This window comes from Campylobacter ureolyticus ACS-301-V-Sch3b (assembly GCF_000413435.1).
Lineage (GTDB): Bacteria > Campylobacterota > Campylobacteria > Campylobacterales > Campylobacteraceae > Campylobacter_B > Campylobacter_B ureolyticus_A.
Genome location: NZ_KE340326.1, coordinates 753,163 through 766,269 on the forward strand (window position 1 = coordinate 753,163; position 13,107 = coordinate 766,269).

General features: G+C 27.3%; 14 protein-coding genes and 1 tRNA gene. 8 read left to right on the top strand and 7 right to left on the bottom strand.

From position 1 onward, the window contains the following. Window positions 1–50: 50 nt before the first annotated feature. Window positions 51–1,385, bottom strand: a complete 1,335-nt coding sequence (locus HMPREF9309_RS03840; RefSeq protein ID WP_016646611.1) for a hypothetical protein — start codon at window positions 1,383–1,385, stop codon at window positions 51–53. A gap of 81 nt (window positions 1,386–1,466) precedes the next feature. On the opposite strand from HMPREF9309_RS03840, the gene HMPREF9309_RS03845 reads away from it, so the two are divergent. The 8 genes from HMPREF9309_RS03845 to HMPREF9309_RS03880 all read left to right on the top strand — a co-directional run bounded on the left by HMPREF9309_RS03845 (window position 1,467) and on the right by HMPREF9309_RS03880 (window position 5,577). Continuing rightward, complete coding sequence (locus HMPREF9309_RS03845; RefSeq protein ID WP_016646612.1) at window positions 1,467–2,360, top strand: DMT family transporter; 894 nt, start codon at window positions 1,467–1,469, stop codon at window positions 2,358–2,360. 9 nt (window positions 2,361–2,369) lie between these two features. Continuing rightward, the gene (kdsA, locus tag HMPREF9309_RS03850; RefSeq protein ID WP_016646613.1) at window positions 2,370–3,173 is read left to right on the top strand and encodes a 3-deoxy-8-phosphooctulonate synthase; all 804 of its coding nucleotides are present in this window, start codon (window positions 2,370–2,372) and stop codon (window positions 3,171–3,173) included. After that, entirely contained in the window at window positions 3,163–3,495 is a 333-nt protein-coding gene (locus HMPREF9309_RS03855; protein WP_016646614.1) for a DMT family transporter, read from the top strand. The genes kdsA and HMPREF9309_RS03855 overlap by 11 nt, the downstream gene beginning before the upstream one ends. After that, a complete protein-coding gene (locus tag HMPREF9309_RS03860; protein ID WP_016646615.1) occupies window positions 3,488–3,808 on the top strand; it encodes a DMT family transporter in 321 nt (106 codons plus the stop codon). Before HMPREF9309_RS03855 ends, HMPREF9309_RS03860 begins: the two co-directional genes overlap by 8 nt. A 12-nt stretch (window positions 3,809–3,820) precedes the next feature. After that, entirely contained in the window at window positions 3,821–4,291 is a 471-nt protein-coding gene (gene ribH / locus HMPREF9309_RS03865) for a 6,7-dimethyl-8-ribityllumazine synthase (protein WP_016646616.1), read from the top strand. After that, window positions 4,292–4,681, top strand: coding sequence for a transcription antitermination factor NusB (gene nusB / locus HMPREF9309_RS03870; RefSeq protein WP_016646617.1), 390 nt, complete (start codon window positions 4,292–4,294; stop codon window positions 4,679–4,681). Continuing rightward, window positions 4,678–5,427: a DUF3108 domain-containing protein gene (locus HMPREF9309_RS03875; protein ID WP_016646618.1), complete on the top strand. Its 750-nt coding sequence runs from the start codon at window positions 4,678–4,680 to the stop codon at window positions 5,425–5,427. Before nusB ends, HMPREF9309_RS03875 begins: the two co-directional genes overlap by 4 nt. 59 nt (window positions 5,428–5,486) lie before the next feature. Continuing rightward, window positions 5,487–5,577: transfer RNA gene (locus HMPREF9309_RS03880), tRNA-Ser, on the top strand. Between the two features lie 66 nt (window positions 5,578–5,643). On the opposite strand, the gene HMPREF9309_RS03885 is transcribed toward HMPREF9309_RS03880, so the two are convergent. From HMPREF9309_RS03885 to HMPREF9309_RS03910, 6 genes are read right to left on the bottom strand one after another with little or no spacing between them, the layout of a single operon-like run. Then, window positions 5,644–6,525 carry a tyrosine-type recombinase/integrase gene (locus HMPREF9309_RS03885; protein WP_016646619.1) on the bottom strand — a complete coding sequence of 294 codons (882 nt, stop codon included), beginning with the start codon at window positions 6,523–6,525 and terminating at the stop codon, window positions 5,644–5,646. A 2-nt stretch (window positions 6,526–6,527) separates the two neighbouring features. Beyond that, complete coding sequence (locus tag HMPREF9309_RS03890) at window positions 6,528–7,772, bottom strand: replication endonuclease (protein WP_016646620.1); 1,245 nt, start codon at window positions 7,770–7,772, stop codon at window positions 6,528–6,530. 27 nt (window positions 7,773–7,799) lie between these two features. Continuing rightward, entirely contained in the window at window positions 7,800–9,083 is a 1,284-nt protein-coding gene (locus tag HMPREF9309_RS03895) for a type II secretion system protein GspD (RefSeq protein WP_016646621.1), read from the bottom strand. Then, entirely contained in the window at window positions 9,043–10,158 is a 1,116-nt protein-coding gene (locus tag HMPREF9309_RS03900; protein ID WP_016646622.1) for a zonular occludens toxin domain-containing protein, read from the bottom strand. Before HMPREF9309_RS03900 ends, HMPREF9309_RS03895 begins: the two co-directional genes overlap by 41 nt. 2 nt (window positions 10,159–10,160) lie before the next feature. Further along, entirely contained in the window at window positions 10,161–10,604 is a 444-nt protein-coding gene (locus tag HMPREF9309_RS03905; protein ID WP_016646623.1) for a hypothetical protein, read from the bottom strand. Beyond that, complete coding sequence (locus tag HMPREF9309_RS03910; RefSeq protein WP_016646624.1) at window positions 10,604–12,799, bottom strand: coiled-coil domain-containing protein; 2,196 nt, start codon at window positions 12,797–12,799, stop codon at window positions 10,604–10,606. Before HMPREF9309_RS03910 ends, HMPREF9309_RS03905 begins: the two co-directional genes overlap by 1 nt. Window positions 12,800–13,107: the final 308 nt, after the last annotated feature.

Sequence of the window (13,107 nt, forward strand, 5' to 3'; positions counted from 1 at the left end):
CTTAATCTATTTTTAAGTTTTCATTATACTGCAAATTCGCCTAAATTTAGCTAAATTTTATTTAGTGCAATTGGTAAAATTTGATAAAAAAGCTTTTTTCCAAACTCCCCGTCTTTTTGCAAAAGCCAGTTTGCACTATATGAGTTTAACTCAGTTTTTAAAATTTCTTGACAAATTTGTTTAAAGTCATCTTCTTTTTTGTCTTTAAATTTATAACAAAACAAGTCTAAATAAAAATCAAAAGAGCCTAAAAACTCAGGTCTATTATCGTATGTTAAAATTTCTAAACCATTTCTTAGTGGTGCTTTAAAAGGCACAAATCCACTTTTATAAAGAGCGGCTTTTAAGATAGTTTTAGATAAATTTTTAGCCTCGTTTTGTGATAGGCTGCTAAAATGAACTGGACTGTCAATATAGCTTTCAAGCATTTGTTTAAAGATAAAATTTAATGCATCGTAAAAAAGCCTATCTTGTTCAAAAAGAATTTGTTTTTTTTGCCAAGTTTTTAAAAACGACCCTACATAAAAAGTGTTATAAAAATAAACTTCTAAAAGTTCTTTATCTGGGCTATTGTAAATTTCAAAAATAACTTGTCTTCTTTTTTCTTTACCTGTATCTTCTAGGAGATTTTCTGCTGTTTGAAATGAGTTTTTTTGCAAAATTTCATAAAGTAGGTTTTTATAAATTTGTATTGCAATTTGACCTTTTTGTCTTTTTAAAGTAGCTGGAGAATATGCGTTAATATAGTTTTTCATAAACAAATTCCAAATTTTATTGGTTATATTTTTTATATCACTATTTTTTACATCAAGTTTTTTAAAGATTAAATTTTGTATTTTTTCCCAAAGACCTACTAAATTTGAAAAATACATCACAATTTCAGCATTTTTTAAATCATAATTTTGAAAATATTTTTCATAATTTAGTAAAAATTCATCTTTATTTTCTTTTAAATCTGAGTTTATATTGCTATAAATAAAATCAAAAATTTCATTAATTTTTTTGTTATTTAGCGTAAAATCATAATTAAAATTTAGTGAATACGTGTCTTTTATAGTTAGGCTTAAATTAATATATAATGGATCTTTTTCATAAGTGCTTAATTTTTCTTTAATTTGATCTTTAAATTTTAGTGAATTACTAGAGCCATTTTTTGATATATTTTTTTTATCTTTTTTTGGGCTTAAATTTATAAAAATAAATATAATTGTTAAAATAACTAGCGTTGTAATGGCACTTATAATAAAAAATTGCTTTTGATCTAAAATTTCTTTGCTATCACTTAAACTAAGTGCGGCTGAGTAAAGCACTACAAAACTCATACAAAAAATAGCAAAAATTTTAACAAGTTTTAGCACTATATTTTTTAATTTTTTTTCATCCATAAATTTGCCTTTAAGTATTTTTATTAAATTAGCCGTTAAGCAAGATTATACTAAAATAGTGCTTATGAAAGAGAGAATTTTATGAATAAAAGGTTTTTGATAAGAAATTTAGGCGTTTATTATATGCTTTTAGCCTCATTTTATTTCGCACTTACTGGAGCTTTTGCTAAGGCTTTGGGAGGTGGGATGAGTTCAGTTGAAATTTCATTTTTTAGAAATGTTGTAGGGTTATTCATAATTCTTTGGGCTATTTTTAAATACGGGCATAATTCCAAAGGTGGAGCTTTGTTTTTGCTTTTTATGCGTGGATTTGTAGGCATAATTGCGATGATGGCATTTTTTTATAACATCGCTAATATTGGCTTAGCCGAAGCTTTTACATTTGCTAAAACTTCAGCTATGTTTTTGGGGCTTTTTGGGGCTATATTTTTAAAAGAAAAGCTTGGATTTTGGGCTTGGTTTGGTATACTTATAGGATTTTTGGGGATAGTTTTTATAATGCAGCCAAATTTAGGTTTTACAAAAAACCATCTTATGGGACTTTTAAATGGTTTTTTAGCAGCAGTTGCTTATATGAGCGTGCATGAATTAAGAAAAGCTTATGATACGAAAATAATAGTTTTATCTTTTATGCTTTCAGGAACTTTGGTTCCACTTTTTTGTATGGTTGCATCTGAGTTTTTTACAGTGCCTATTTATCTTGATTTTTTATTTGCAAAATTTATAATGCCAACACCTAAAATGTGGATTTTTATAGTTTTAATGGGAGTTTTTGGACTTTTATTTCAAACTTATATGACAAAGGCGTATGCTGCTTCAAGACACGCTGGAACAGTGGCTGCTGTTGCATACTCAGATATAATTTTTACTTTAATAATAGGAATTATTATGGGTGATAGTTTGCCAAATTTAATGGCTGGTTTTGGTATAATTTTAGTTATAGTTAGTGGCGTTATAGTCGCCATGCAAAAATAAAGGAAAAATATGATTTTAATAGCAGGACCGTGTGTAATTGAAAGTAGGGATTTGATATTTAAAGTTGCCAATAAGCTTGTTAAATTTAACGAAGATAAAAGGCTTGATTTTTATTTTAAAAGTAGTTTTGATAAGGCAAATAGAACAAGCATTAAAAGCTTTAGAGGTCCAGGACTTGAAGAGGGACTTAAAATTTTAAGTGAAGTTAAAAGTAAGTTTGGTTTTAAAATTTTAACAGATATTCATGAAAGTTATCAAGCAAAACCAGTAAGTGAAGTAGCTGATGTTTTGCAAATTCCAGCATTTTTATGTCGCCAAACAGATTTATTAGTTGCAGCTGCAAAAACTGAGACAATCGTAAATATCAAAAAAGGACAATTTTTAGCGCCAGATCAGATGAAGCATAGTGTTAAAAAAGTTCTTGAAACTCGTGGAGTTGATGAAAGTGGCTTTGAAGTGGCTAAAAACAATGGTGTTTGGCTTTGTGAAAGAGGAAGCACTTTTGGCTATGGAAATTTGGTTGTAGATATGAGAAGCTTGCCGATAATGAGAGAATTTGCCCCAGTAATTTTTGATGCAACTCATAGTGTGCAAATGCCTGGAGGACTTGATGGAAAAAGTGGTGGTGATGCTAGATTTGTCCCATATCTTGCAAGAGCTGCGGCGGCTGTTGGCGTGGATGGATTTTTTTATGAAACACATTTAAATCCTTGCGAAGCACTTTGTGATGGACCTAATATGCTAAATTTAAAAGAACTTGAAAAAGTTGTCGAGCAAACTTTAAAAATTAGAGAAATTTTAAGTGAAAAATAAAGGATTATTTTTTGTCATTATAGGTGCTTTATTTGAGTGTGCATGGGTTTATGGTCTTAAATTTGCACATACAAATTTGCATTATATTTTAACTATTTTTGTTGTTTTTGCAAGTACATTTTTCTTCATCCAGTCATTTAAACATCTTCCTACAAGTCTTGCATATATTCTTTATGTGGGGCTTGGAACACTTTTTGTTGTTGTGGCTGAGATAATTGCGACACAAAATTTTGATATTATTAGAACTCTTTGTATAATTACGCTTTTAATCGGCATTTTTGGCTTAAATAAAGAAAATAGCAAGGAAAATAAAAATGCATAGTTTTGCCCTTTTAATTTCTGGTGCTTTGGAAATTTTTGGTATTTTTCTAAATTCTAGGTTTCCAAAATTTAGAGGATATAGAAAATATATAGTTTTTAGTGTAATTATGGCAAATTTCGGTCTTTCACTTCTTTTTTTAAGATTTGCTATGAAGGCAATGCCAATGAGTGTAGCTTATGCTATCTGGACGGCAATTGGAGCAATAGGGGCAGTAGGAATTGGCATAGTTTTTGATAATGAGAAATTTAGTTTTAAAAAAGCTTTTTATTTAGCTTTAATAGTATTTAGTGTTATAATGCTAAAAATTTTATAAAAAAGGAAAAAAATGAAAATCATAGAGGGAAAACTCAGCATTGATGGTAGTAAAAAAGTTGCAATCATTAGCTCAAGATTTAATCATATTATAACCGATAGATTGGTTGAGGGAGCAAAAGATGCCTTTTTAAGACATGGTGGAAAAGATGAAAATTTAAGCCTTATTTTGGTTCCAGGAGCTTTTGAGATACCATTTGCATTGCAAAAAGTATTAGAAAGTAAAAAATTTGACGCAGTTTGTTGTGTTGGAGCGGTAATTAGGGGTTCTACTCCTCATTTTGATTATGTAAGTGCAGAAACTACAAAAGGCATTGCAAATGTTACTTTAAAATATAATATGCCTGTAGCCTTTGGAGTGCTTACAACAGACACGATAGAACAAGCCATTGAAAGAGCTGGAAGCAAAGCTGGAAATAAAGGCTTTGAAGCTATGAGTGGACTAATAGAGCTTCTTAGTTTGTATGAAAATTTAGGAGAGTAAATGGCTACAAGACACCAAGTAAGACAAGCTGTTGTATCGCTTCTTTATGCAAGAGATATAAACGGCGAAAATGATGAGTTTAAAGATGAGTTTTTAGAGAGTAAAAAGATAAGAAATAAACAAAAAATTTTTACTGAAGAATTGATAAATGGAATTTTGTCAAATTTAAATACTCTTGATGATGCTTTAAATGAGCATTTGAATGAGTATAAAATGAATGAAATAGGCGAAGTTGAAAGAGCTATTTTAAGGCTTGGAGCTTATGAGATTAAATTTAGTGATATTGATAAAGCAGTTGCTATAAATGAAGCGATTGAGCTTGCAAAAGAGATGGGAAGTGATACCTCACCAAAATTTGTAAATGGAGTTTTGGATAAAGTAGATAAATGAGAGTTTTAGCCTTTATTTTTATTTTTGCTAGTTTTGTTTTTAGTGGTGAGATATCGGCTACTTATGATGTTAAATTTGGAATATTTGGCAAAGTAGGAGAGGCAAAAACAAAACTTATAAAATATGAAAACAACGCCACTTATGAAATTTATATGGACGCTAAAACCACCGGGCTTGCAAATAGTTTAAGTGGTGATAGAAGAGAGTATTTTTATAGCTATGGAACTATTTATAAGGACTATTTAATTCCTAAATTTTATACACAAGAAACTAGGCGAAATAAAAAGGGTAGGCAAATAATAAGCAAGAAAAATTATAAATTTGATGAGATTAGTAAAAAGATCAAATTTGTAAGGTATAAAGGCGATGATAAGAGCCTAGAAAAAACAGATGAAAGTATTTTGGATTACTACTCGCAAAATGATTTGCTGACTTTGTTTTTTAATTTTTCAAAAATAAAAACTACTCATTTGCACTTTGCCTTAGCTGTAGCTGGAGCAAAAGACAAAGATGGATTAATTGAGATTAAAATTCCACAAGACAAGGAAAAATCACGCCTTCAAAAAGAGCTAGATACTAAATATCAACCTTATATTGTTTTTATAAATCAAAAGATTTTTTCATCAAAAAGAGGTGAGCTTCATCTTGCTTTGGATGAAAATGGGTATGCGACAAAAGCCATTTTAAAAGATGTTATTTTATTTGGTGATATCGTAGGAGAGTTAAAAGAGTTAAATTTTAGATGATTTTAGAATTTAAGCAATATATCAGAAATTAATAGATATAATTATAATCTTATTTTTTTGGATAGATGGGTGAGTGGTCGAAACCACACCCCTGCTAAGGGTGCAGCTCATAACCTGGGCTCGAGGGTTCAAATCCCTCTCTGTCCGCCATTTAGTCCCTATTATAGGGAATTTATAAAGATTTAATCACATTTTTAAAAACCCTTTGTGTATCGTTTAGTAAATTTGAATTTCTCTATTAAAATCTTTTAAGTTTGAATTAAGATAATTTACATAAACATCATAAATCATTTTAGGATTTGAATGACCTAGTAACTTAGCAAGTTCAACAGGTGTAACAATATTTTGATAAAGCATATTTGTAGCATAAGTATGACGCATATTATAAAGTCTACGATAATCTATATTAAGAGCTTTTAAAGTAGGTTTCCAAAATCTTTTAGTAAATACCTGTGTATCTCTATAAGGTTCATCATATTGAGTTTGTAAAAGATAAATATTATTTTGATAATTTTGCATATAAGATTTTAAACTATCATAAAGTAAATTTATAATTGGTATTGTTCTAATAGAATAAATTGTTTTAGGTGAATTTTCGCCAAATCTTGATCTAGTTGAATTAATATAAATAACTTTATTTTTTAAATCAACTTCATTAAATTTTAAAGACAATATCTCACCTGTTCGCATACCAGTATAAAAACCTATTTTTAAAAATAATTGATATTTATCGTTAAATTTAGTTGAATATCTTAAAATTTTAATTACTTCATCATTTGAAAAAGGTTCTATTCTTGGTGTTTTATGATGAAGTTTTTTAATAAAAATTATAGGATTTTTATTAATTTCTTCATCTTCCAGGGCAAGTTGAAAAATTAAAGATAAAGAATTTAAATAATGCTTTTTACTCTTATTACTTACATCATCAATATTATTAAGCCAAAGTTTAATTAAACTAGGTTTAATATCTTTAATAGGCATATCTTTAAAAAAAGATAATCTATTTTTAACAATACCTTTATTTTTTTCAAAAGTAGAATTCTTCCAATAATCTTTACCTAATTTTAAATATAAATCAGAATAGTAACTAAATTTCATTTTTAAAAATCCAAAAACATTTTTTCCTGATCTATAAAATCATAATAAAGCTCATCAGAATTATTAAGATTATGAATTTCTTGATTTTTAGTAAAATTATCTAAGCCACGATCTAACATCTCATTTTCTAAAATAGCTAATTTTAAAGGGTTATTAAAATCACTTTGTGGATTTGTAGCGTAAAAATACTCTTGTGTAATTTCTAAATCAGTCATAGTATAATAATTTTTATCTTTTGGACTATCATACCTATAAAAATGCTGAAGTTCTTTTTTACTCATTGCCATATTTCTATTTACAGATTTATAATAAATCTCATCTTTTTTGCTTGGTTTAGTTGGCTTAAGTCTTTGACTTAATAAAATAGGCTCTTTTACTCTCTTTTTTTGCCATATTTCACCGAATTCATCAAATATTACAATAGGTTTATTATTTTCATCAATTAAAACAGTAATTAAGCCTTTATTATAATTTTTAGTTAAACTTATTAAATCAATTCGACCACTTAATTTCCTATAAATTTCAAGGGAAATAAAAGTTAAAGACATTGTAAAACGCCTAATTCTATGTTTTAAATACCAAAATGTAATATCAGTTAAATTATCAACACTTGGATTTTTTCTTAAATCATCAAGTGTTTTAAAAATATATTTCATAACATAAGCAGTTGGATTTTTAATATCTATTGTAACTTTTGAATGAGTATCTAAAAATCTTGATTTAATAGCTAAAACACAATCATATACATATTTTTCAGGGACAAAAACAAGTAAATTTAAATGGCAAGTTCCGTCTAAATGTGGTTCTTTAGTGGTTATATAACATCTTTCATTTTTTGGTATTTTTCTAAAATGTAAAGAATTCATTATACTTCTAACTACGTTTTGAAGCTTATTAGCTCCAGCTTTTACAGTATGATTTTCATCATCAATAAATTTATTATTATAAACTAGCTTTTTTCTACCGCTTTTTAAAGTAATTTGCTTTTTTTGATGATACTCCGTAGGTAAAGTTAAAACAGCAAAAATAGGCTTTAAACCTTTTTTATTAGCGTATTTATTAAGACTTGATACACGGTTGTTAAGTTCTGCAATGTAGCGATTAGAATTATGCCACGATGAAAAATAAAAATCACTATAAGGTTTATACTCGCCATTAATAAATAAAAAATTCTCATCTAAAAACTTTTTTTGATTTTTTAGCTTTAATTTTAAGAGATTTTTATCAAAATCAGTAATACCATACATTTTCAAACCTTAGGTTACACACTTATATTATATATAGCCAAGAGCACGCCCGCCATTCCCCGCAAGCGGGGACCCCTTTCGCGGTTCGTGCGTGCTTTTAAAATAACCATTAGGACAACTTTTTAAAGGTGTATTTTCTAAATAGCAAGGAAAAACCATTACTTCATTTGTAGTTGGTAACATTGTAATAAAAATACTAAAACTATAATCGTTTATTTTTGTGCTTTTATAGGTTGTTATATCACCTAAAATAGGTATATTTTCAATAAAAGGGATTGATTTTACATTTGTTATAACTTCTTTTGAATTTATACCACCAATAAGAAAAGAATTACTATCAGTTAAAAAAACATTTGTCTTTAAATGTCTACTTGAAATTCTAGGCGTATCTGTATCATCTAGTAAATTTTCAATATAAAGATCAAGACTAAAACTAACACTATCATTTGTGATTAATACACTACTTATATTAAGCCTAAGCCCTACATCTTTATACTCTACTTCATCGCTTGTTACAGTTTGATTATTTTGCACTTCAACACGTGATTTTTTAATAGGAGTTTTAATTACACTTTCTATAACACTATCTTTATTATCTATAAGTGTAACTCTAGGATTATAAAGCAAATCAGAAACGCCGTTTTCTTTCAAAAGATTTATCAAGCTTGTAACACTATCTTTTTTTATACTCGTGCTATCAACTGTTAAAATATTTGTAATTATCTTAAAATAAAAATGGTCTAATGGATTTAAAACAGCTTCTATTTTAGGTCCAATTTCTTTTAACTTTGAATTATCTGTGCTTATAATTGTAAAACTAAGTTGTCTCAACTGATAACTTGTATCAAGTCCTTTTATAAGGCTTTCAATAGTTTTAAATTGACTTTCGGTAGTGATCAATAAAACACGATCAGAATAAACACTAAATTTAATATTTTCATTAAATAAATTTAAAGCACTTATAACATCATCTTTAGAAATATGCTTAAATTTTATAATATAATCATTTAAAATAGGATTTTCTTCAATAGTTGGATTATAAATCAAAATAACACTATCTTGAAGCATATAATCAAGACCATTAACCTTTAAAATATCTTTTAATAATCCATCCAAAACTTCAATTTTTGTAAGATCAAGAGTAGGCAAAAATACATCAAAATTAGTATTAATTTCACCACTAATCACAATATTTTTACCAGTAATTCCGCTAATCTCACCTAAAAAATCACTGAATTTAATAGTTCTAAATTCTAAAGAATATAAAAAACTATTTAAAACTAAAAGTATTAAAACTACCTTTATTTTCATCGCAAACCTCCTGTAAATCATTAATATTAGAAATAACTTTAGAAAAGTCTAAAGGACAAGATAAGTAATAATCAGCATAATTTACTGATTTCTCATCTTTTAAAAAAATATAACAATCAAAACTAGAAATTAATTCTAAAAAACTATTTAAAGACAAATCTAAACTATAATTTCTAAATTTACAAAAATGCGAATAGCAAGTTATCTTTAAATAAGTTCTTTTATCATTGAAAATTGTTGTATTAAGATCTAAATTTAGATCACTATTTTGAATTAATTGCGGTTCTTTTACACCTTGATTAGTTTGATTAATATCTTTAAATCGTTCATCAGAAATAATAGTTTCTTGTTTAGCTGGTTTAGGTTTTAAAAACTTATAACCAAAATACGAAATAAAAATAATTAAAAGTAAAAATACAATTTTACCAGTTGCATAGCTTTTATAAATCTTAGTTGAACCGCTATTATAAAGATTTGAAATTTTAGGATTAAATCTTAAATTTTCTGATTTTATATAATTTTTTTGATAATCTAAATAAGTTGAATAGACTTTATATCTAAAAAGCCTTGAAAGTATTCTTTTACCACTTGGTTGAGCCATATACATTAATTCTGTATGAACTAAATACTCCCTATTTGTTTGACGGCGAGATTGTAAAAGAAAAACTACATCAATACCAAAATGACCGTGATAACTCAAAAATCTACCTAAAGAATTATTAAATTCTTTTGTAAAAGTATTATAAGCCTCATCTAAAACAATTAAAGTGTGATGATAGTTTTTATAAATTCCTTTTTCATAGGCAAATTTATCATAATCAACTATATCGCCTAAAAAACCGCTTTCGTGTTGAGAGTTTAAAACACTTTCTTCAATAGTTGCATTAAAAAAATCAGTTTTATTAAAAGGCTTAACATATCCCTCAAATTCATCAAATTTTAAACCTACAATATTTGTATAAATAAATCTGTATTTATTTTCTTTTTTCTTAAATTTTAAATATTCCTCATAAATATCATTTACAGCTTTGTAAGTTTTTCCACTTCTTGGCGGTCCTAAAAGTAAAGTTAACATTTTTATCTACTCATCAAATTTAATAAGCTTGTAATTATGTCATTGATATTTTTTCTAACATACATAATCACTTTATAAAGCTGTAAAGCAAAATATAAACTAAGAATTGACAAAAATAAATTCATAGCATTAGAAAAAGCTAAAGCTAAACCACTTTCATGTAAAAAAGCCATTGTAGAGCTTGTAATAGTATGACTTGAAAGACCAGCAAAACTACCACTAGCAGAACTATAATCAAAAGCCTTAGGAAAATATTCTTTTATTAAATTCCAAATTTTCATCATAAACAAAATAGCATATCCAACAAAAGCGATCATAAAAACAATAAAAGAAGCATAAATAGGAATAATAAAGGCTAAAATTGTAACTTTAATACCTACTTTTTTTACAAGCCATTCAATGGCTAAAACTATAAAACCACCAATAGAATTTATTAGCCACTTCATTAAGAATTACCCCCTACCTTAAAAAGATATTTCAAAGAAAACATAATAATTTCAAAGCTAAACCAAAATGTAAAAAATATAGTAAGAATTGATTTATAAGGACTTACCAACCTACAAGGATCTATCTCAAAAATATTAGTTTTTCCACTTCCTGGAGCTGGACCACTAATTTTAAAAGGACATATACCATTAGGAATTTTAGGTTCATCAATACCACCCTTAAAGACATCTAAAGCATTATCAAAATCATTCATTAAACTATTGATATCATCTTTTACACCATTTAAAAAATTAAAAGCGTCATTTATTGAAACATCTAAATTAGACATAGCAGTTTTTAAAGCTGAAAAAGATGTAGCAGTATCAACATTAGGCTTATACTCCCATTGTGCTTTTTGCTCCGCTTTTATATCAGATACATTTTTATTTATATCATCAAGCTTAGAATTAGTGCGATCTAATTTATTGCTTATATTGTCAAGTTTAGAATTAGTATTAGATAGTTTATTATCAATGTTATCAAGCTTTGAATTAGTGCGATTTATTGCATTTTCTAAAGAACTTAAATCTGGATCATTTGCAGGTGCTGGAGTTTGATTATTATTGTTTAAATTAGTGTTACCAGTTGAGGGATCTGTAACCGTACTAGGCTTATTAATATTATTAACAACTTTTCCACTGTTATCAATAGTTATAATGTAACCAGTATTAAATTTCTTTTTTCCGCTTGGCGTATCATAATCAAAACTTAGATCTATATCTTGAACTTTTGAACCATTGCTAACATCAGTTTCCTTTATATCAACATTTATAACACTATTATCTGGAGTTGTAATAACGCCTTTATAATTAATTTTATTTCCATTTTTAGAGGTTTGTTTTATTACCATAGGTAAATTTTTAGTAGGATTATCTTTCAACATAGAATTTAGATCATAATTTAAATTTATTTCTTTATTTACATTTGGCATAGTTATTTCTTTTGTAGGAATAGGTTTACTTAAATCTTTCATTTTTGCGGCAACAAGTTGATTATTTTGCATTTTTGAAATAGAACCGTCATTAGGAAAATCAAATCTTTTTAAATTAGGTGAAATATCTACAATTTTTTGAGGAGTTTTATCAACTGATGTAGGAATGTCTTTAATTTTATTTAGATCAGTTTTACCAGTATTTTTAAAAATATGATTTGTAAAAATATCACTATCATTAATAGGCTTTAAATCAAAAATCGGCTCAGGTCCATTTTTTGTAGCTCTCATATCAACTATTTGAGGGCGAAACTCTAATAAATTTGGATTTGGAGTGTTAGGATTTGGAGATCTAAAAAGACCTTTCATAAAATCAGATAAAGCATTCCAGCCATTTTTTATAGCATCAATAGGAAGTGGAAACATAAAACCACTCCAAGAAAACAGATCATTGTCTAACTGCTCTTGTGCTCCAAAATGCTTAGATGTTTCATTAGCATAACACCCAGTTGGATATTTTAAACAAGCATTTAATTCAGCACCGTACAAATCGGCACAAGGTCCGTGATATTTCATACCTCTTTGCTTACATTCATCTTCATTAATATTAGGATCTGGTAAACATTCTTTAATTGTCCTATGACCCTCGGTTTTCCAATTTCCTTGCCTTTCTTTATAAATCATAGGTTCAGGACACCATTTAGGGCGTTCTTGCTTACTTTTACAAGTTTTAGAGTATGGATCAAGAAAGAAACCCTCAGGGCAAGGTTCACACTGTTTAGTTTCAGGATTATAAACTTCATTTTCTTGACAAGGATCAGAAATAGATCCGATTACATAAAATTCATAAGAATAAGCTTTATATCTAGAATCAGGTTTTCCGCCAGTATTCAAATTTCCTAAAAAAGAAACAATATAATACATTATTGAACCTGATATATAAAAAGAATTTTCATCAAAAGATCTATCATCATCACCACAAAGATGAGTATTACTACCATCAAATCCTTGACTAGAAGAATAATAAGTAGCCTTAAACCATTTATCATCTTTAATAAAGATAAAATCTTTACCTGATAAATTATATTTTTTATATAATCCTGGATAATCAACTTTTAAAATTTCTACTTTGAGACCAACATTTGAAAACTTTGTGCAATCTGCAAAAAGATTGAAATTTAATAATATGAAAAATATAGATATAAATTTAAGTATAGGTTTCATTTGTAAAACTTTTCTTTCAACTCTTTTAAAATATGAAAATTTGAAAAACAAGACCTAATATCTTTATTTTTTAAAAACAAAATGAGATCTATCAAAAGACAAATTAAAACTATTTTTAAAATAATTAAAATAATCAAAAGTAAAATCATTTTTCAGCCTTTCATATTTTTTTAAGAACTGCGAAAAGCGACGAAGTAAGGTGAGCTATCGCTTTTCTTGTTCGGTTCATTTTTTTATAGAGTTTTCTAAATCAAATATTTTTAACTTGGATAAGATCAATATACGAAAACTCAAAAAAATGAACTTTA

Coding starts and splice junctions, on each gene's coding strand:
- HMPREF9309_RS03890 (WP_016646620.1), bottom strand. CDS start 7,772: ATGTATGGTATTACTGATTTTGATAAAAATCTCTTAAAATTAAAGCTA.
- HMPREF9309_RS03895 (WP_016646621.1), bottom strand. CDS start 9,083: ATGAAAATAAAGGTAGTTTTAATACTTTTAGTTTTAAATAGTTTTTTA.
- HMPREF9309_RS03860 (WP_016646615.1), top strand. CDS start 3,488: ATGCATAGTTTTGCCCTTTTAATTTCTGGTGCTTTGGAAATTTTTGGT.
- HMPREF9309_RS03900 (WP_016646622.1), bottom strand. CDS start 10,158: ATGTTAACTTTACTTTTAGGACCGCCAAGAAGTGGAAAAACTTACAAA.
- HMPREF9309_RS03885 (WP_016646619.1), bottom strand. CDS start 6,525: ATGAAATTTAGTTACTATTCTGATTTATATTTAAAATTAGGTAAAGAT.
- ribH (WP_016646616.1), top strand. CDS start 3,821: ATGAAAATCATAGAGGGAAAACTCAGCATTGATGGTAGTAAAAAAGTT.
- kdsA (WP_016646613.1), top strand. CDS start 2,370: ATGATTTTAATAGCAGGACCGTGTGTAATTGAAAGTAGGGATTTGATA.
- HMPREF9309_RS03910 (WP_016646624.1), bottom strand. CDS start 12,799: ATGAAACCTATACTTAAATTTATATCTATATTTTTCATATTATTAAAT.
- HMPREF9309_RS03905 (WP_016646623.1), bottom strand. CDS start 10,604: ATGAAGTGGCTAATAAATTCTATTGGTGGTTTTATAGTTTTAGCCATT.
- HMPREF9309_RS03840 (WP_016646611.1), bottom strand. CDS start 1,385: ATGGATGAAAAAAAATTAAAAAATATAGTGCTAAAACTTGTTAAAATT.
- nusB (WP_016646617.1), top strand. CDS start 4,292: ATGGCTACAAGACACCAAGTAAGACAAGCTGTTGTATCGCTTCTTTAT.
- HMPREF9309_RS03875 (WP_016646618.1), top strand. CDS start 4,678: ATGAGAGTTTTAGCCTTTATTTTTATTTTTGCTAGTTTTGTTTTTAGT.
- HMPREF9309_RS03845 (WP_016646612.1), top strand. CDS start 1,467: ATGAATAAAAGGTTTTTGATAAGAAATTTAGGCGTTTATTATATGCTT.